This is a genomic window from Rugamonas sp. (assembly GCF_025354735.1).
GTDB lineage: Bacteria > Pseudomonadota > Gammaproteobacteria > Burkholderiales > Burkholderiaceae_D > Rugamonas.
Genome location: NZ_JANXMI010000240.1, coordinates 1 through 19,115, shown reverse-complemented (window position 1 = coordinate 19,115; position 19,115 = coordinate 1). Strand labels below are relative to the sequence as shown.

Sequence of the window (19,115 nt, the reverse complement as noted above, 5' to 3'; positions counted from 1 at the left end):
CGCGCGCGCCGCAATCGAGCCGGGCCGCGCTGCGCGCGCTGCTCGATCTTTCGTCCTTGGCCGGCGTGCGCGTGCTGCTGGTCGAGGACAACGACATCAACCAGGAAGTGGCCAAATACATCTTGCAGCACGCCGGCGCGCGGGTCGAGGTGGCGGTCAACGGCCTGCTGGCCGTCGACCTGCTGCGCCAGCGCGCCGCCCAGTTCGACGTGGTGCTGATGGACGTGCAAATGCCCGTCATGAACGGCTACGACGCCACGCTGGCGCTGCGCGCCATGGGCTTGCGCACGCTGCCGGTGATCGCCATGACGGCCAATGTGATGGACGAAGACCGCCAGCGCGCGGCCGCCGCCGGCATGGACGGCCACGTCGCCAAGCCCATCGAAGTCGACGAGCTGATCGCCGCCATCACGCGCCTGGTGGCCATGCCGGCGCCGGACGGGTCGGCGCCGGCGTCGGCCCCGGCATCGGCGGCGCCGCAAGCCCCGCCCGGCATCGACCTGGCCGCCGCCCTGCAACGCTTCGGCGGCAATTACGACGCCTTCGCCAGCCTCTTGCGGCGCTTTGAAAATTCGCAGGGCGGCGCCGTCGCCGAGGTGCGCGCGCTGCTGCACCAGGACCGGCGCCAGCCGGCCGCCCAGGTGCTGCACCGGCTGCGCGGCGTGGCCGCCAACCTGGGCGCCGTCGCCGTCGCGCAACTGGCCGGCCAGGCCGAGGCGGCGCTGCAAGCGGGCCGTTCGGCCGGATTTCCCGGCCTGCTGGCCGCGCTCGACCAGGCCCTGGCCGAAGTGTGCGCCGGCGCGCGCGGCCTGGCGCCGCCAACACCAGCCGCGGCCACGCCCGACGCCCCCGCCAGCATCGACGGGGCCGATTTGGCGCAAAGACTGGCGGAACTGCAAGGTTTGCTTCAAAATAACAATCTGAAGGCACTGACCCACTTCCAGTCGCTGCGCGCCAGCCTCGACATGATCGAGCGCGAGGCCGTGCCGGCGCTGGCCGAGGCGGTGGAAACGCTGAACTTCTCCACCGCCGGGCAACTGCTCACCGAATTGATGAAGCGAAAGGAATTGGCATGAGCTGGACCGACCTGGCCAAGAATGGTCGCATCCTCATCGTCGACGATGCGATGGAAAACATTCAGATTCTGCACCAGGCCCTGCGCGACGAGCACGAGGTGCTGTTCGCGCTGAGCGGCGAGAAGGCGCTCGACATCGCCCTGCAACAAACGCCCGACCTGATGCTGCTCGACGCCGTCATGCCCGGCATGGATGGCTACGCCGTGTGCGCGGCGCTGCGGGCCGCGCCGGCGCTGCGCGACATCCCGGTCATCTTCGTGACCGCGCTGAGCCAGCCGGAAGACGAGACCCGGGCGCTGGAGGCCGGCGCGGTCGACTTCATCAGCAAGCCCTTCAACGTGGCCGTGGTGCGCGCCCGCGTGCGCACCCAGCTGACCGTCAAGCGCCAGGCCGACGCCATGCGCGAGCTGACACTGACGGACGCGCTGACGGGGGTGTCGAACCGGCGCAGCTTCAACGACACGCTAGACGCCGAATGGCGGCGCTGCGCCCGCATCGGCATGCCGCTGTCGCTGCTGATGATAGACATCGACCATTTCAAGCTCTACAACGACAGCTACGGCCACCAGGCCGGCGACCTGTGTTTGCAGCAAGTGGCCGGCGCGATGAAGCGCTGCGCCTCGCGCCCGCAAGACATGCTGGCGCGCTACGGCGGCGAGGAGTTTATTTTATTGCTGCCGCAAGAGGGGCTGGACGGCGCCGAAGTGATCGCCCGCCGCATCATCGACGAGGTGCGCAAGTGCGCCATCGCGCACGCGTCGTCGCCGACGGCGCCACGGGTCAGCGTCAGCATCGGCATCGCCAGCGTCACGCCCGGCGAGTACAGCGACGCCAGCGCCCTGATACGCACGGCCGACGGCTTGCTGTACCGCGCCAAGCAGACCGGCCGCGACCGCTACTGCATGAGCGCCGAGGATTGAAACGGAGCTGACGGCGCCGCCGGCCGCCGCCCGAACATCCCCATGCCTTCGACGGTGGCGACCACCTCGCCATGCTGGTTGCTGGCCCGCCACACCGACACCACCACGCCGCGATCGGGCTTGGACGCCGACGGCCGCACTTCCTTGGTCACGTAGACCACCGTCAGCGTGTCGCCGGCGCGCACCGGCTTGAGCCAGCGCACGCTGTCGAGCCCCGGCGATCCCATGCTGGACGACGCGCTCAGCAGATTGTCGACCACCAGCCGCATCATCATGGCGCAGGTGTGCCAGCCGCTGGCGATGACGCCGCCGAAGATCGACGCCGCCGCCGCGTCATGGTCGACGTGGAAGGGCTGCGGGTCGAACTGGCGGGCGAAGGCGATGATTTCCTGCTCCGTCACCGCGCGCGTGCCGAGCGCGATTTCCTGCCCGGCGTAAAAATCCTCGAAGTACCAATCGATGGCCATGCCCTATCCTTTCAAACGCTCACGCGGCGTGCTGGAAGCCCGGCTGGGCGATGAAGCGCTCCAGGTGGTAGTCGACGTCGCCCAGCGTCAGGTCTATCATCGTCAGGCGCTTGAAGTGGTGGGCCGCCGGCAGTTCGTCGGTCACGCCCATGCCGCCGTGCAGCTGCACCGCCTGCTGGCCGACGAAGCGGGCCGCCTGGCCGACCCGCGCCTTGGCCGCCGACACCGTGCGGCGCCGCTCCTCGACCGACTCGGACGCCACCTTCACCGCCGCCAGCATCGCCATCGAACGCGCCTGTTCGATGTGGATGTACATGTCGGCCATGCGGTGCTGCAAGGCCTGGAAGCGGCCGATGGGCGCGCCGAACTGCTGGCGCGTCTTCACGTAGTCGAGCGTGGCGGCGAAGATGGCGTCCATGGCGCCGACCGCTTCCGCGCACAGCAGCGTGGCGCCGTAGTCGGCGGCGGCGTCGAGGATGTCCCAGCCGGCGCCCAGGCGGCTCAGCAGCGCCACCGGCGGCAGCGCGACGTTGGCGAAGGTGACGGTGGCGGCGCGCTGGCCGTCGATGGTGCGGTAGTCGCGCACGGTGACGCCGTCGGCGTCGGCCGGCACGACGAACAGCGAGATGCCGTTGCAGTCGCGCTGGGCGCCGCTGCTGCGCGCCGACACCACGAAGGCGCCGGCCTGGCCGCCGTGGACGACGACGGTCTTGCTGCCGTCGATCAGATAGCCTTCGCCGTTGACGCTGGCGATCGTGGTGACGTCGTTCAAATCGTAGCGCGCATGTTTTTCCGTCAGCGCGCACGCCAGTTTCAGCTGGCCGTTGGCGAGCCGCGCCAGCAGCGCCTCCTTGCCGCCGGCCAGTTTCAGGAACTGGGCGCCGAGCACGGTGGCCCAATAGGGTTCGACCACCAGGCCGCGGCCGAGTTCCTGCATCACCACCATCAGGTCGACGGCGCTGCCGTCGAAGCCGCCCTGGGCCTGCGGCACCGGCAGCGCCGTCATGCCCAGCTCGACCAGCGTATCCCAGGCCAGGTCGGACACGCCGCTGGCCGAGTGGATGATGCGGCGCCGCGCGTCGAAGCTATAATCCTTGGCGATCCAGCGCCGCAGCGCCTCGCCGAACTGCTGCTGCTCTTCCGTCAACGTAAAGTCCATGCCGTCTCCTCACAGACCCAGGATCATCTGGGTGATGATGTTTTTCTGAATTTCGTTCGAGCCGCCGTAGATCGACGTCTTGCGGAAATTGAAGTAGTAGCCGGCCAGCGGCGCGGCCGCGTCGTCGCCGGTGGCGGCGTGGTCGGCCCGGCCTTCCAGATAGTCGGTGTCGAAGGGCAGCGCGTTCGGCCCCAGGGCCTCGACCATCAGCTCGGTCAGCTGCTGCTGGATTTCCGAGCCGCGCACCTTGAGCATCGACGCCTCCGGCCCCGGCCCGTGCGACGCTTGCGTGATGACGCGCAGCACCGTCGCCTCCAGCGCCATCAGCTCGATTTCCACCGTGGCGACACGGGCCGCGAACAGCGGGTCGGCCAGCATGGGTTTGCCCCGTTTTTGCTGCTGGGTCGCTATCCGTTTCAGGAACAGCAGCTCGCGCTTGGAGCGGCCGACGGCGGCGATGCCGGTGCGCTCGTGGCCCAGCAGATATTTGGCGTAGGTCCAGCCCTGGTTTTCCTTGCCGATCAAGTTCTCGACCGGCACCTTGACGTCGTCGAAGAACACTTCGTTCACTTCATGGTCTTCGTCGAGCATGATGATGGGGCGCACGGTGATGCCCGGCGTCTTCATGTCGATGAGGAGGAAGGAAATGCCCTCCTGCTTGCGCACCGTGCCGTCGGTGCGCACCAGGCAAAAGATCATGTCGGCGTGCTGGGCCAGCGTGGTCCAGGTCTTTTGGCCGTTGACGACATAGTGGTCGCCGACGCGCTCGGCCGTCGTCTTCAGCGACGCCAGGTCGGAGCCGGCGCCCGGTTCCGAGTAACCCTGGCACCACCAGTCTTCGCAGCTGAGGATGCGCGGCAGGTAATGGGCTTTTTGCGCGTCATTGCCGAAGGCCATGATGACCGGCGCCACCATGTTGACGCCGAAAGGCAGGATGGGCGGCGTGCCGGCGCGGGCGCACTCCTCTTCCCAGATGTGGCGCTCGGTGGCGCTCCAGCCCGGGCCGCCGAACTCGACCGGCCAGGCCGGCGCCACCCAGCCATGGCGCGCGACGATCTGGTGCCAGCGCACGTAATCGCTTTTTTGCAGGCGCAGGTGGTTGCGCACTTTTTTCTGCAGGTCCGGCGGCAGGTTGGCCTCCAGAAAGGCGCGCACCGTGTCGCGGAACGCCGTCTCAGCGGCCGTATAGTTCAAGTCCATGCTGTCTCCCTATTCTTCGCCGGCTAAAAAAGCACGATCGTTCAAATAATTGTACATCAGAACACAACGGCGATTGTGGAATTTTTCTCGGGTGTAAACACGGCAGCGCGGGGTCCGCCTGGTAAATATTGCTTGCCGATGGGTACTTTCGTGTCGAAAAAACCTTTTCAGGATGACAAGATGGATGGGGGCGCAGGCCGGCTGCGCCGTCTGATATCTTGCAGTGCGGCAAACGGGTAGGCCATGCAAACTCAAACGGGGTCAAGACCGGGGCCGCCCCTGCTGCGACTGCGCCGCGCGGGCAAAAAAAAAGCCCGCTGCGGGAGCGGGCTGAATCTATTTCCTTGGGGGAGATAGAGGAGACAGGTGAATGATGCTGCATTGCGCCATATCTTTCCAATTTATAATTGTGATGAGGCAAATAGCTAAAACGTATAACCATTGATACAGATCAAAACGCCCTCGCGAAAATTGCGGCAAAAAAGAAAAAGCCCTTGATTTACAAGGGCTTTTCCATCACGGCAACGGCGACTTATTTACCGGCCGGCACTTCCGCCGCGTAGGGCAGCACGCGCGAAGCGAGCCGCGTATCCGTTTTCAGCAGCGTCACTTCGTCGGCCAGCACGTGGACCGCTTCGTTGAGCAGCACGTCCTTGGCGTTCTTGGCCGCTTTTTCCGCGTCCAGCTCGGCGGTCAGCGAACGCTCGTCGGCCTGCAAGCCGTCGTCGGTGCGGATCGCGCCCTTGACGGCGGCGATCTTGGCCTTGGTGGTGGCCGGCTTGGCCGAGATCGCCTTGTTCAGCGCATCCTTCGGATCGGGCACCAGCACCGGATCATCCTCGTTGACGACGGTGCTCGTCAGGCGCGCCTCGCGCAGCTTGGCGCGGGCTTCCTGGGTGTCGCGTTCCTTGCGGCGCGCCGTCTCGTTGAGGGAAATCAGGTTGTCCTTGCGCTGCTTCTTGACCTGGGCGATGTCTTCCAGCAGATACTGGAAGTCCTTGTCCTTGGCCACGCGGGCGTCGTGCTTCTTGTCGAGCAGCGGCACGATTTCCTTCAGGTCGCCGGCCGGGATGTAGACGGCCGGCTTGATCGAGGTCCAGGGCAGCGCGTTGTCGTAGCTCGATTCGCCGAAGGTGTCGGCGTCGGACATGGTCGGCAGCTTGACGTCGGGCGTGACGCCGCGCAGCTGCGTGGTGCCGCCGTTGATGCGGAAGAACTGGGCGATCGTCATCTTCAGTTCGCCCAGCTTGACCTTGTCGCTGGTGGCGAAGCGGTCCAGGCTGATGAGCGTCTGCACCGTGCCCTTGCCGAAGCTCGGTTCGCCGATGATGAGGCCGCGGCCGTAATCCTGGATCGCGGCGGCGAAGATTTCCGATGCCGACGCCGAACCGCGGTTAATCAGCACGCCGACCGGTCCATCCCAGGCCAGGCCGGGATTGGTGTCGCTTTCGACTTCGATCTTGCCTTCCGCGTTGCGCTGCTGCACCACCGGGCCCTTGTCGATGAACAGGCCGGTCAGCTCGACGGCCTCGTTGAGCGAGCCGCCGCCGTTGTTGCGCAGGTCGATCAGGACATTGTCGACCTTGTCCTTCTTGAGCTCGCCGAGCAAACGGGCCACGTCGCGCGTGGCGCTCTTGAATTCATGGTCGCCGCGGCGCTTGGCCTCGAAGTCCTGGTAGAAGGTCGGCAGCGAGATGACGCCGATGCGGCGCTTGCTCAGGCCGTCCTTGACTTCCAGTATGCTCTTCTTGGCCGACTGTTCTTCCATGCTGATTTTCTTGCGCACCAGCGACACCAGCATATGCTTGCCGTCCGGGCCGGCGTCGGCCGGCAGGATGTCGAGGCGCACGGTGGAATCCTTGGCGCCGCGAATTTTCTCGACGACGTCGTCGATGCGCCAGCCCATGACGTCGACCAGCGGCCCGCTCTCGCCCTGGCCGACGGCCAGGAAGCGGTCGCCGACCTTGATCTTGCCGGACATGCCGGCCGGGCTGCCGGGCACCACTTCGCGCACCACCGTGTATTCGTCGCGCGTTTGCAGCACGCAGCCTATGCCCTCGAGCGACAGGCGCATGGCGATGTCGAAGCTTTCCGATTCACGCGGGCCGAGGTAGTTGGTATGCGGCTCGATCGACATGGCGTAGGCGTTCATGAAGATCGAAAACACGTCTTCATTATTGAGCTTGCGGGCGCGGGTGATGTAGTTTTCGTAGCGCTTGTCGAGCGTCTCGCGGATGGACTTGTCGTCCTTGCCGGCCAGCTTCAGGCGCAGCCAGTCGTTCTTGACGCGCTTGCGCCACAGCTCGCGGGCGTCGGCCTCGGTCTTGGGCCACTCGGCTTTTTCGCGGTCGTACTGGTAGCTTTCGTCGACGGCGAAATCGAGTTTGGTCTTGAGCAGTTCGCGCGCATAGTTCATGCGCTCGGTGAAGCGCTGCTGGTAGCTGTTGTAGATGGCGAACGGCAGCGTCAGGTTTTCATTCTGGATCGCGTCGTCAAGCTGGGTGCGGGCGCCGGCGTACTGGTCGAGGTCGGACTGCACGAAGAACAGCTTTTCGCCGTCGAGCGACTTGAAGTAGCGGTCGAAGATTTTCTCGGACATGGCGTCGTCGAGCGGCGTCGCCTTGTAGTGGTAGCGCGACAGCACGCGCGAGGCCCACAGCGCGGCCTGGGTCTGCTGCGGCAAGGGCTTCAGCTGGGTGTCGCCAGCCTTTTCCGGCAGCGCGGCGCCGACCGGCAGGGATGCGGACAAGACCAGTGCAAACAACAGCATATGTTTCTTCATCAGCTTACTCCGAACGTAAATTGTCGAGTTGCCGGCGGCGGCGGAGCGCAAACGAGGCCCGCCGCCGCCCGCGTAGGGGGGTGGCAAAGAGTGAAAAAGGGTGCTGAAAAACGGCTTCGGCTTATTCTACAGGATAGCGTCGCCCGCACAGCGGGGCAAAAGCTAGTTTCCCAGCGCAGGCTTAAGCGGGGCTGAAAGGGGCGCTGCCGTGCGCCGGCCCCGAATTCCGCTCGATAGCGCCGCAATATTAGTCGCAAGTCATTGTTTTCAATGAGATTCCACTGAAAAAAGTTGTTGTTTCCCGATGGCAATGTGGTATCATCACGGTCTTATTTCCGCCGTCCCCAGCCCTCGGACTTCGGTCTCAGCAGTTCCGCATCGCCCCCGGCCCGTCCGGCGCGAGCACCCGGCAGCACCTCGTTGCACCAGCACCAGCATCAGCCCCAGCATCAGCACCATCGCCGTACCCAACAGCCGTACCACTACTGTCCAAAGAGATCCATGCAAACCTCATTATTCCATCCTCGCAGCTGGGGTGTCGGCGCCAAGATCACGGCCTTCACCGTGGCCCTGATCGGCACCATCCTGGCCGTCCTGATCGTGCTGATCAACCTGTCGACGTCGGCCATGCTGGAAGAGCGCGCCGAAGCGAACGTGTCGAGCGCGCTCGGCGGCGTCGGCAACACGCTGGAAACCTTCAACCACGCGATGATGAACGACGCGGCCAGCTTCGCCCACCTGTTCGCGGGCGAGTTCGACGGCGCCTTCACGCTGGACCCGGCCGTCACCGTCGACGTCGCCGGCAAGGCCACGCCGTCGCTCAAAAGCGGCGACAAAACGCTGAATATGGACTTCACCCTGCCCGACCGCTTCACCGCCGAAACGGGCGCCGTCGCCACCGTGTTCGCCGCCAGCGGCGAGGAATTCATCCGCGTGACGACCTCGCTGAAAAAGGAAAACGGCGAGCGCGCCATCGGCACCGTGCTCGACCACGCCCACCCGAGCTACGCGCTGCTGCGCGCCGGCCAGCGCTACGTCGGCCTGGCCACGCTGTTCGGCAAGCAGTACATCACGCGGTACGACCCCATCAAGGATGGCGGCGGCAATGTGATCGGCGTGCTGTTCACCGGCCTCGACATCACGAAAAACCTGGCCATGCTCAAGGAGCAGATCAAGCGCATCAAGATCGGCCAGACCGGTTACATCTACGTGCTCAACGCGGCGCCGGGCAAGAACTTCGGCAGCATGATCGTCCACCCCACGCTCGAAGGCAAGAACATGCTCGACGCCGTCGACCACGACGGCCACGGCTTCATCAAGGAGATGCTGGAGCACAAGGACGGCGCCATCCGCTACCCGTGGGCCGACCACGCCGGCGACGGCGCGCGCGAAAAAATGATGGTCTACGCCTGGTTCAAGGACTGGAACTGGGTCGTCGTCGGCGGCACCTACACCGACGAAATCACGCAGGAGGCGCGCCAGCTGCGCAACCGCTACGCCTTGCTGGGCGTGATCGCGCTGGCCGTGTTCAGCGCGCTGCTGTGGCTGATGGTGCGGCGCCAGGTGACGCGCCCGCTGGCGCTGGCCGAACGGGCCGCCGGCCAGATCGCCCAGGGCGACCTGACCGTCAAGCTGAACATAGACAACGAAGATGAAATCGGCCGCATGCTGGCCGCCATGAACGGCATCAGCGGCAGCCTGTGCGGCGTGGTCGGCCGGGTGCGGCGCGGCGCCGAACAGATCGCCACGGCGTCCGGCGAAATCGCCGCCGGCAACCTGGACCTGTCCTCGCGCACCGAGCAGCAGGCCTCGAACCTGGAGGAGACGGCCGCGGCCATGGAGCAGCTCAGCGGCGCCGTCAAGCAAAACGCCGACAACGCGCGCCAGGCCAACACGCTGGCGCAGGACGCCTCCGGCATCGCGGCCAAGGGCGGCGCCGAAGTGGCGCGCGTGGTCGCGACGATGGATTCCATCCACCAGTCGTCGAAGAAAATCGTCGACATCATTTCCGTCATCGACGGCATCGCCTTCCAGACCAATATCCTGGCCCTGAACGCGGCCGTGGAAGCGGCCCGCGCCGGCGAACAGGGACGCGGCTTCGCCGTCGTCGCCACCGAGGTGCGCAACCTGGCGCAGCGTTCGGCGGCGGCGGCCAGGGAAATCAAGGCCTTGATCAGCGATTCGGTCGAAAAAGTGGAGAACGGCAGCGAGCAGGTGGCGCTGGCCGGGGCCACCATGGCCGAGGTGGTCGACAGCGTGGCCCGCGTGACCGGCATCATGGGCGACATCACCCACGCCAGCGAGGAGCAGCGCGCCGGCATCGCCCAGGTCCACGACGCCATCGCCCAGATGGACCAGGTCACGCAGCAGAACGCCGCCCTGGTCGAGCAGGCGGCCAGCGCCGCCGCGGCCTTGCAGGCGCAGGCGGCCGAGCTGGCGCAGGTGGTGCGCATCTTCAACGTCGCCGCCTAGGCACAGACGGGGGCGGCGGCGGGCCGCGCCGCCCATGGCCGCCCTCAGGCCGGCGCCTGGATGGCGGCCCGGGGCGCCAGGTCCAGCAGCAGCGCGATGGTTTTTTCCGCGCTGTTCAAAATGGCCGCGCCGGCGCTGCGGTCGCCCACCGCCTGCGACAGCGTGACCGCGCCGACCATGGTCGAGACGATGGATTCGGCGATCTGCCGGTGTCCGGCCACCTTCAATTTTTCCACATGCAATTCCACCGCGCCGACCAGGCGCGCATAACCGGCGTTGGCGGCGTCCCTGCCCTGCGCGTCGGCATGGCGCAGCTCGCTGCCCACATTGCCCAGCGGGCACAGGAACGCCGGCTCGGCCTGCTCCGCCTGGCGCAGATAAATCCGCACCAGCGCGTTGAGCGCGGCCCGCGCCGGCTTGCCCGCGATGGCGCTTTTGAACATCGCCGCCAGCTGCTCGAAAGCGGCCACGTTCCCCTCCGCAATCAACTGTTCCTTGGTCTCGAAATGGCGATAAAAGGCGCCGGCCGTCATGCCGGCCGCGTTCATGATGTCGCTGACCCCGGTCGCGGCCAGGCCCCGGCTCAAAAATAATTTGTAAGCCGTGGAGATGATCCGCTTTCGGGTGGCGGCGGTTTCTGCGACAGATTTTTTCATATCAGGATATTTCCAAATGGCACTTTATTTAGATTTGAATTGTACTCTAAGTTAAATAAAATTGCTGCCAGCCCCCCCCTGCTGGGCCCAAATCACAAGCACCGAAAAAATCCTTGCGTCGCTTAGAGTATTGATGTAATCTATTTTTAGTCAATTCAAAACCGCTAAAAAGACAGGGCAAACCCGACCTGCTTTTGCTGCGGCTTATTTTCCATACACTAAAACTGGAGCTTATATGAACAAGGATCTGTACCTGATTACCGGCGCGACCGGCGCCACCGGCGGCCACGCCGTCGACCAACTGCTGGCCCGCGGCGCCAGCGTGCGCGCCCTCGCCCACCAGGACGACGACCGCGCCGGCGCGCTGCGCGCCAAGGGCGTCGAGGTGGTCTTCGGCGATCTGCTCGACAACGTCGCCGTGCGCCGCGCCGTCATCGGCGTCACCGGCGCCTACTTCGTCTACCCCATCATGCAGGGCCAGCTGGTCGACGCCAGCGCCTACTTCGCCGAGGCCGCCATGGGCGCCGGCGTGCGCTCCATCGTCAATATGTCGCAGATTTCGGCCCGCGCCGAAGCCGTCAGCGACGCCTCGCGCGCCCACTGGTACGGCGAGCGCGTGTTCGACTGGGCCGGCGTGCCGGTCACGCACCTGCGCCCGACACTGTTCATGGAATGGCTGACCTACCAGTTCCAGCTGCCGCTGATCGCCAACCACGACTTGCTGAAGATGCCGGCCGGCGAAGGCCGCCACGCGCCGATCTCGGCCGAAGATCAGGGCCGCGTCATCGCCAACGTGCTGCTCGATCCGTCGCCGCACGCCGGCAAGCGCTACACTTTGGTGGGCGCCGAGGAGATGAACTACGAGGAACTGGCCGCCGCCGTCGGCGCCGTGCTGGGCCGCACCATCCGTTACGAGGCCGAATCGCTGGCCGCCTTCGGCGGGCGCCTGACCCAGCTCGGTTTGCCGCAGCACTTCGTGCAGCACATCCTGGCCGTGTATAACGACTTCCAGCACGGCGGCTTCGCCGGCAGCAACGACCTGGTCGAAACGCTGACGGGCCGCAAGCCGATGACGGTGGGCGAGTACGTGCGCGCCAACCTGAGCCGCTTCCAGCCGGGCAAATAAGCGCGGCGCGCCTAGCGGATCGCGGCGGACAGTCTCCGCGATCCCGCTTACACCCAGCCGCTGCGCACCAGCGCCCACCACAAGGCGCCGGCCAGCACCACGGCCGGCCACGAGCGCAGCGCGATTTTCCAGTCCACCGACGACGGCCAGCAGGCCAGGAACTGCGGCGCGATGGCGAACGCCAGCGGCACGTCTATCCACTCGGCATGCACGCCGCCGCGCGTGCGCCAGGCCGCCACCAGAAACGGCAGCAGCACCACCAAAAACGGCGCCAGCGCGGCCGGCGCGGCGTTATACCAGCGCACCCGCGTCAAGCGCACCGACCCCAGTTCCCAGCCGCCGCCGACGCGGCGCGGCACCACGCTGAACGAGGCCGGCTGCGCGCCCGTCAGCCAGCCGACGCAGAAATGCGCCAGCTCGTGGCAGATGGTGCCGGCCAGCGTGAACAGGAAAAAGAAGGGGTGGCGCGCCGACAGCGCGCGGATCACCAGCGCCAGCAGCAGCGACGGCGCCAGATACAGCAGCACCTCGCTGTGCCGGCACAGCAGCAGCGGCAGCAGCGGCGCGCAGCTGCTCACCGGCGCCGCCACGGACCGCGCCCGGGCGGCGAAGTCCGCCGCCACCCGATCGCCACCGCCCGCGGTATCGGCGCCATCGCCGTCAGGCCGAGTAGAAGCAGCGGCCGCAAGCCTGGCGATAACTCTCGTTGCCGCCTATGCTCACCTGCTCGCCCTCCTTGACGCGTTTGCCGTCCTGGTCGACGCGGATATTCATCGTCGCCTTTTTGCCGCAGGAGCAGATGTTCTTGAGTTCCTCAATATCGTCGGCCAGCGCCAGCAGATAGGCCGAGCCGGGAAACGGGTCGCCGCGAAAGTCGGTGCGCAGGCCGTAGCAGATCACCGGCACGCCCTTGACTTGCGCCAGCTGGTGCAGCTGCTGCACTTGCGCCGTGCTGAGGAACTGGGCCTCGTCGATCAGCACGCAGGCCACCTTCGGGATCGTCGCCAGGAAATCGGTGCCGGCGTCGAACACGTCCACCTCGCGCTGCGGCCCCAGGCGCGACGTCACCAGGCCGACGCCGAAGCGGTTGTCGATGGCGGCCGAGTACAGGCGCACGGCCTGGCCCTGCTCCTCGTAGTTGTGCGCCACTTGCAGCATGGCGGTGGATTTGCCTGCGTTCATAGCGGAATATCGGAAATAAAGTTTTGCCACTGCGACGTCCAATGCGATGTATAGGTTCGAGAGCGCGATTATAAAACGGCGCGCGCCGCGCGCGGCCGATTTCGCCGCGCGCGTGCGCACGGCGCGGCGAATCGGCGCATACTGGCAGCGCATAAGCTAGCGCGAAAACCTTCCTTCCCAGCGTGAACGGAGCGGCCTAAGATCGGCACCTTTTCACCGACGGCGGCGCCGACACAATCGGCCGGCGCCGTTTTTTGCAGCCAGGAGCATGTATGCCCAACCCCGCAACGCCCGCCCTGTTCGGCCTGATCGGCAACACGCCGCTGGTCGAAGTCACCCAGCTCGACACCGGCCCCTGCCGTTTATTCCTCAAGCTCGAATCGCAAAACCCCGGCGGCTCCATCAAGGACCGCATCGGCCTGTCCATCATCGAAGCGGCCGAAGCGGACGGCCGCCTGAAGCCCGGCGGCACCATCGTCGAGGCGACCGCCGGCAACACCGGCCTCGGCCTGGCGCTGGTGGGCCGCCTGAAGGGCTACCGCGTGCTGCTGGTCGTGCCGGATAAAATGTCGACCGAAAAAGTGCTGCACCTGAAGGCGCTGGGCGCCGAAGTGCGCAGCACCCGCTCCGACGTCGGCAAGGGCCATCCCGAGTATTACCAGGATTACGCGGCCCGCCTCGCCGCCGAGGTCCCCGGCGCCTTCTTCGCCGACCAGTTCAACAATCCGGCCAACCCGCTGGCCCACGAAACGACCACCGGCCCGGAAATCTGGCGCCAGATGGAGCAGGCGGTCGACGCCATCGTCGTCGGCGTCGGCTCCGCCGGCACGCTGACCGGGCTGACGCGCTATTTCCGCCGGGTCCAGCCCAAGCTGGAATTCGTGCTGGCCGACCCGCAGGGCTCCATCCTGGCCGACTACGTCGCCACCGGCCGCGTGAGCGACACCAGCGGCTCGTGGGCCGTCGAAGGCATAGGCGAGGATTTCATTCCCGCCATCGCCGACATGACGGGCGTGCGCAGCGCCTACACCATCAGCGACCAGGAAAGCTTCGACAGCGCGCGCGCCCTGCTGCGCGCCGAAGGCATCCTCGGCGGCTCGTCGACCGGCACGCTGCTGGCCGCCGCCCTCAAATACTGCCGCGCCCAGACCACGCCGCAGCGGGTCGTCACCTTCGTCTGCGACACCGGCACCCGCTACCTGTCCAAGGTCTACAACGACGGCTGGATGCACGACCAGGGCTTGCTCAAGCGCGCCGCCAGCGGCGACCTGCGCGACCTGATCGGGCGCCGCTTCGACGCCGGCGACGTCGTCAGCGTGGCGCCGTCCGACACCCTGCTGACGGCCTTCAACCGCATGCGCGCCACCGACCTGGCCCAGCTGCCGGTGCTCGACGGCCCCCGCCTGGTCGGCATCATCGACGAATCCGATCTGCTGCTGACGGTGGGCGGCGAATTTGGCCGCGCATCGGGCGGCGCATCAACCGGCGAACCGGGCGGATTCGCCAGCCTGGTCGGCGCCACCATGACGGCGCGGCTGGAAACGCTGGCGCCGTCGGCCGGGCTGTCCGCCCTGCGCGCCACCCTGGACCGGGGCCTGACCGCCGTCATCGCCGACGACGCCACCTTCTACGGCCTCGTCACCCGCTTCGACCTCCTCAACCACTTACGCAGGACACTATCTTGAGCTCATCGACCGACAGCAAAAACAAAGCCCACCTGGCCACCCGCGTGATCCACGCCGGCCAAGCGCCCGACCCGTCGACCGGCGCCATCATGCCGCCCATCTACGCCACCTCGACCTTCGTGCAGGACAGTCCCGGCGTCCACAAGGGCCTCGACTACGGCCGCTCGCACAACCCGACGCGCTGGGCGCTGGAGCGCTGCGTGGCCGACCTCGAAGGCGGCGCGCAGGGCTTCGCCTTCGCCTCCGGCCTGGCCGCCATTTCGACGGTGCTGGAACTGGCCGACGCCGGCTCGCACATCATCGCCGGCGACGATATGTACGGCGGCACCTACCGCCTGTTCGAGCGCGTGCGCCGCCGCAGCGCCGGCCACGACTTCACCTACGTCGACTTGACCGATCCGGAAAACCTGCTGGCCGCGATCCGGCCCGAAACGCGCATGGTGTGGGTCGAAACGCCGACCAATCCCATGCTCAAGCTGGCCGATCTGCAGGCGATCTCGCGCATCTGCCGCGAGCGCGGCATCATCGCCATCGCCGACAACACCTTCGCCAGCCCGCTGGTGCAACGCCCGCTCGAACACGGCTTCGACATCGTGGTCCACTCAACCACCAAATATCTGAACGGCCACTCCGACATCATCGGCGGCATCGCCATCGTCGGCGGCGAGGAGCGGCAAAGCGCGTGGCGCGAACAGCTGGCGTTCCTGCAGAACTCCGTCGGCGCCATCGCCGGCCCGTTCGACAGCTTCCTCGCGCTGCGCGGCGTGAAGACGCTGGCGATCCGCATGGAGCGCCACTGCGCCAGCGCGTTGGAACTGGCGCGGTGGCTGGAACGCGGGCCGCTGGTGCGCAAGGTTTATTATCCGGGGCTGGAATCGCACCCGCAGCACGCGCTGGCGCAGCGGCAGATGGATGGATACGGCGGCATCATCTCGATTGATTTGAAGACCGATCTGGCCGGCGCGCGGCGCTTTCTGGAACGCTGCGAAGTGTTCGCGCTGGCCGAGAGCCTGGGCGGGGTGGAAAGCCTGATCGAGCATCCGGCGCTGATGACGCACGCCAGCATCCCGGCGCCGCAGCGCGCCAAGCTGGGCATCGGCGACGGCTTGATACGGCTGTCGGTCGGCATCGAGCATATCGACGACCTGCGCCAGGATTTGCGCAACGCGCTCGCCGCGATCTAGACTTCGATCAGCATGCGCCATACCTCCGCTTATTCGCCGGGATGGTATTGGCGTTCGAGGTTGTTCTCCACGTCCTCCTTGTAGAACAACACGTCCTTGAATTCGCCGCGCGCATACATCGCGGCCTGGTCGTCGAAGTGCGGCGAGGCCGGGTCGCCGCTTTCGCCGCCGGCCAGTATGCTCCTGGCCCTCACCTTCGGCCCGAACTCCACCGCCGCCACGAAGCTGTTCCCGCGCTCGCCGTAGATGCGCTTGGTCTTGCTCTTGCTCGACATGCCGAACGCCGCCAGCGAACCCCAGTTCGACGACGCGAACGCCACCGGAATACTCGGCTTGCCGTCATCAAACGGCTGGACCACGTCGCCGGTCAAGCGCTGGAAGCGGTTGATGTCGCCCCACGGCGTGCGCCACGTGCCAAAGTCGCGCGCCAGCTTGTCCGAGGCCCGCCGCAGCGACATCAACCGTTCGGCCGGCTTGGCCACGCTCGCCATGTAATCGAGCACCAGCATGTCTTTGGCCGTGGCGGCCGGCCCCAGCGTCTCGGCCATGTCCTGGGCCCAGAAGATCGCCAGCGACGTCGGCGCCGACGTCAGCGCGTAGCGCATGTCCCAGCCGCGCAGCGCCGCGACCTGCTCGGCCAGCGCCGCCTTGAGCGCGTCGCCGGCCGGCAGCGCGTCGTAGTCGGCGAACAATTTCGGCAGCAGCGGCTCGAAGGCCGGCAACTGGTTGTCGTAGGCGGTCGCGATCAGGCTGTCGAGCGTGAAATCCTTTTGCCCGGTCAGCACGCGCACGGCGTGGATGCCGCGCGGGTTTTCCGGATTCATCGACATATACGCCGGATAATCCTGCTGGCGCGGGCTGTCCGGGCCGGCCGCCGTGAACGGCCAGTTGTTGGTGTTGGCGATCCAGCCGTTGTGCGGATTGAACAGCGTGATGGTCTCGCCGACCTTGTGCAAGCCCTTCCACTCGCTGGCCGACGTGCTGCCGTCGACCGGTTTGCGGAAGTCGAACTTCGGATCGCGCACCGGAATGAAGTTACCGTGGAAGTAGGCAATATTGCCGTCGGCGTCGGCGTAGACAGTGTTGTTCGACGAGTTGGTGCGCAGCTCCATCACCTTGTAAAAGGCGGCGTAGTTGCGGGCCTTGGTGCGCAGATACGATTGCGTCAGCGCCTTGAGCGGCTCGTTCATCAGCTTCACGGCGATCCACTTGCCGTCGGCGGCGCGCACGATGGGACCGTGGTGGCTGTAATAGACGGTGATGGTTTTCTGCGCCATGCCGTCCGCCGTCTTATACGGCAGCGCGATGGCCACCGCCTTGAGCGCGCGCTGCCCGCCGTCGTACTGATAGACGTAGCCGCCGTCCTTCGCGCTGACCGTTTCGATGTATTCGTCGATCACATCGCCGCCGCCGGAGGTGTGCATCCAGCCCACGCGGTCGTTGAAGCCCTGGTAGACGAAGAACTGGCCCCACGTCACGGCGCCATACGCGTTCAGGCCTTCTTCGCTGTGGACCTGCACTTCGGGCCGGAAGTAGAAGGAGGTGTGCGGGTTAATCATCAGCAGCGCGTGGCCGTCCCTGGTCAAGCTGGGCGCGATGGCGAAGCCATTCGAGCCGCCCGGTTCCACATCGAGGTCGCTGCCGTGCGGCGCTTCGGCGATCATCTGCGCGCGCTGGCCGTAGAAGTTTTCCAGCTGCTTCAAGTCGACCGATTCGATGTCGCCGCCGATGCTGCCTTCGCTGAAGCTGAGCGCCATCCACGGCTCGAAATGCGTGATGAGCAGCGGCCGCACTTGCGGGTGCGTGGCCAGATAATAGTTCAAGCCATCGGCGTAGGCCACCATCAGCTTTTTCAGCCACGCCGGGCTGGCCGCGTACTGCGTCTTGAGCTGGTCCGGGTTGATGAACAACTTCATGCGCAGGTCGCGGAACAGCTGCGACTCGCCCTCCACTTCGGCGCGGCGGCCCATGGCGTCGATGTAATTGAGTTCGATGCGCTTGAAGTCATCCTCGGCCTGCGCGTACAGCAGGCCGAAGACGGCGTCGGCGTCGCTCTTGCCGTAGACGTGGGGGATGCCCCATTTGTCGCGCAGGATGGTGACGCGCTGCGCCGCGCTTTTCAGGCGCGCCGCTTCGGCCGGCGGCGCGGCGGCCGCCGGCGCCGATGCGGCGGCCGTGGCCATCAAAGGAAGGACGCACAGCGCGGCCAGCGCGGGACTCAATCTCAGCATGAACAAGCTCCGTTAACTAAAAAATGTGTGCGTCCGACCGCCGGGCCGACTCAGCTCACGACGCGTCGATCAGCTGCGAGATGCGCTCATGCAGCGCCGCGTTCTCCGCCTTCAGCGTGGCGTTGCGTTCCTTGAGCGCGGCGATTTCGGCGCGCAGCTGCTCGACTTCCGTCGACGGCTCGGCGCCCTCCTTCGGCTCGCGCGGCGTGCGCGAGGCGGCGCGCAGTTCGCGCACTTCCTTGGCCGCCTGCTGCAACTGCTTCTTGCCGCCGGCGACCGCCGCCACCTGCTCGGCCTCCGGCAGCGACGCCACCGTCGCCGCCGCGTTGATCGAGATGGTGCCGGAGCGGACCGCCTCGACCAGCTCGCGCGCGGCCGTCTTCTGGATCTTTTCGATCTGGCTGATGGTGTTGCTGCTCAGGCGCGCGGCGCGGGCGATGTCTTCGCGCGACGACAGCGGCATGGCGGCCGGTTTCGGCGGCGCGTCGGCGTGCGGCGGCGCGATGGCCGCGTCCTCGGCGGCGATGCGCGCGGCCAGTTCGGCGTTGCGCTCGCTGACGATTTCCTTCTTGCGCAGCGCCAGCACGCCGCGCTGGAAGTCCGACACGCTGCGCTGGCCCAGGTGGTTATCGATCATCCACAGCTTGACGTCGTCGAGGTTCTGGAAGCTGGCGTTCTCGATGACCTTGAAGGGAATGCCGTGCTGCTGGCAGATTTGATAGCGGTTGTGGCCGTCGACCAGCACGTCTTCCCACAGCACCAGGGCGTCGCGGCAGCCCTCGACCAGGATGCTGCGCTCGAGCGCCGCGTATTCGCTTTCAGTGAGCGGATCGATGTAGCTGCGCAGACTGTCGTTGATTTTGATTTGCATACTCTATCCTTGAATTGCCGGCCGCCCGGCGCCGCATCGCGCCCGGTCAAAACGCCGTCCCGCATGCTACACCATCCGGCCGGGGTGCCGGCCGCCACGTCGCG

The 19,115-nt window shown here is 66.3% G+C and carries 15 protein-coding genes; 6 read left to right on the top strand and 9 right to left on the bottom strand.

Going from position 1 to position 19,115, the window contains the following annotated elements; genetic code table 11:
- The coding region (locus Q0S71_RS20030) for a response regulator (protein WP_295999807.1) at nucleotides 1–1,076 on the top strand (1,076 nt) is incomplete at its 5' end.
- A complete protein-coding gene (locus tag Q0S71_RS20025; RefSeq protein WP_295999806.1) occupies nucleotides 1,073–1,996 on the top strand; it encodes a diguanylate cyclase in 924 nt (307 codons plus the stop codon). The genes Q0S71_RS20030 and Q0S71_RS20025, both read left to right, overlap by 4 nt.
- On the opposite strand, the gene Q0S71_RS20020 is transcribed toward Q0S71_RS20025, so the two are convergent.
- The 4 genes from Q0S71_RS20020 to Q0S71_RS20005 form a co-directional block, all read right to left on the bottom strand.
- Nucleotides 1,972–2,463: a MaoC family dehydratase gene (locus Q0S71_RS20020; protein ID WP_295999805.1), complete on the bottom strand. Its 492-nt coding sequence runs from the start codon at nucleotides 2,461–2,463 to the stop codon at nucleotides 1,972–1,974. The two genes, Q0S71_RS20025 and Q0S71_RS20020, sit on opposite strands and share 25 nt — an antisense overlap.
- Before the next feature lie 19 nt (nucleotides 2,464–2,482).
- The gene (locus Q0S71_RS20015) at nucleotides 2,483–3,622 is read right to left on the bottom strand and encodes an acyl-CoA dehydrogenase family protein (RefSeq protein WP_295999804.1); all 1,140 of its coding nucleotides are present in this window, start codon (nucleotides 3,620–3,622) and stop codon (nucleotides 2,483–2,485) included.
- 9 nt (nucleotides 3,623–3,631) lie between these two features.
- On the bottom strand, nucleotides 3,632–4,822 hold the full coding sequence (locus Q0S71_RS20010) for an acyl-CoA dehydrogenase family protein (protein WP_295999803.1): 1,191 nt from the start codon (nucleotides 4,820–4,822) through the stop codon (nucleotides 3,632–3,634).
- Nucleotides 4,823–5,354: 532 nt separating this feature from the next.
- Entirely contained in the window at nucleotides 5,355–7,604 is a 2,250-nt protein-coding gene (locus Q0S71_RS20005) for a carboxy terminal-processing peptidase (protein WP_295999802.1), read from the bottom strand.
- Nucleotides 7,605–8,105: 501 nt separating this feature from the next.
- On the opposite strand from Q0S71_RS20005, the gene Q0S71_RS20000 reads away from it, so the two are divergent.
- On the top strand, nucleotides 8,106–10,076 hold the full coding sequence (locus tag Q0S71_RS20000) for a methyl-accepting chemotaxis protein (protein ID WP_295999801.1): 1,971 nt from the start codon (nucleotides 8,106–8,108) through the stop codon (nucleotides 10,074–10,076).
- Between the two features lie 44 nt (nucleotides 10,077–10,120).
- Here Q0S71_RS20000 and Q0S71_RS19995 read toward each other — a convergent pair whose 3' ends face one another.
- On the bottom strand, nucleotides 10,121–10,732 hold the full coding sequence (locus Q0S71_RS19995; RefSeq protein WP_295999800.1) for a TetR/AcrR family transcriptional regulator: 612 nt from the start codon (nucleotides 10,730–10,732) through the stop codon (nucleotides 10,121–10,123).
- 235 nt (nucleotides 10,733–10,967) lie between these two features.
- On the opposite strand from Q0S71_RS19995, the gene Q0S71_RS19990 reads away from it, so the two are divergent.
- Entirely contained in the window at nucleotides 10,968–11,858 is an 891-nt protein-coding gene (locus tag Q0S71_RS19990; protein WP_295999799.1) for an NmrA family NAD(P)-binding protein, read from the top strand.
- 47 nt (nucleotides 11,859–11,905) lie between these two features.
- Here Q0S71_RS19990 and Q0S71_RS19985 read toward each other — a convergent pair whose 3' ends face one another.
- Both Q0S71_RS19985 and Q0S71_RS19980 read right to left on the bottom strand, forming a co-directional pair.
- The gene (locus Q0S71_RS19985) at nucleotides 11,906–12,436 is read right to left on the bottom strand and encodes a hypothetical protein (protein ID WP_295999798.1); all 531 of its coding nucleotides are present in this window, start codon (nucleotides 12,434–12,436) and stop codon (nucleotides 11,906–11,908) included.
- Between the two features lie 82 nt (nucleotides 12,437–12,518).
- Complete coding sequence (locus tag Q0S71_RS19980; RefSeq protein ID WP_295999797.1) at nucleotides 12,519–13,070, bottom strand: thymidine kinase; 552 nt, start codon at nucleotides 13,068–13,070, stop codon at nucleotides 12,519–12,521.
- Nucleotides 13,071–13,312: 242 nt separating this feature from the next.
- Here Q0S71_RS19980 and Q0S71_RS19975 point away from each other — a divergent pair, with 242 nt between their 5' ends.
- The gene (locus tag Q0S71_RS19975; RefSeq protein WP_295999796.1) at nucleotides 13,313–14,725 is read left to right on the top strand and encodes a pyridoxal-phosphate dependent enzyme; all 1,413 of its coding nucleotides are present in this window, start codon (nucleotides 13,313–13,315) and stop codon (nucleotides 14,723–14,725) included.
- A complete protein-coding gene (locus Q0S71_RS19970) occupies nucleotides 14,722–15,909 on the top strand; it encodes a PLP-dependent aspartate aminotransferase family protein (protein WP_295999795.1) in 1,188 nt (395 codons plus the stop codon). The genes Q0S71_RS19975 and Q0S71_RS19970 overlap by 4 nt, the downstream gene beginning before the upstream one ends.
- Nucleotides 15,910–15,938: 29 nt before the next feature.
- Here Q0S71_RS19970 and Q0S71_RS19965 read toward each other — a convergent pair whose 3' ends face one another.
- Complete coding sequence (locus tag Q0S71_RS19965; RefSeq protein ID WP_295999794.1) at nucleotides 15,939–18,140, bottom strand: acylase; 2,202 nt, start codon at nucleotides 18,138–18,140, stop codon at nucleotides 15,939–15,941.
- 55 nt (nucleotides 18,141–18,195) lie between these two features.
- Complete coding sequence (locus tag Q0S71_RS19960) at nucleotides 18,196–19,011, bottom strand: hypothetical protein (protein WP_295999793.1); 816 nt, start codon at nucleotides 19,009–19,011, stop codon at nucleotides 18,196–18,198.
- Between the last annotated feature and the right edge of the window lie 104 nt (nucleotides 19,012–19,115).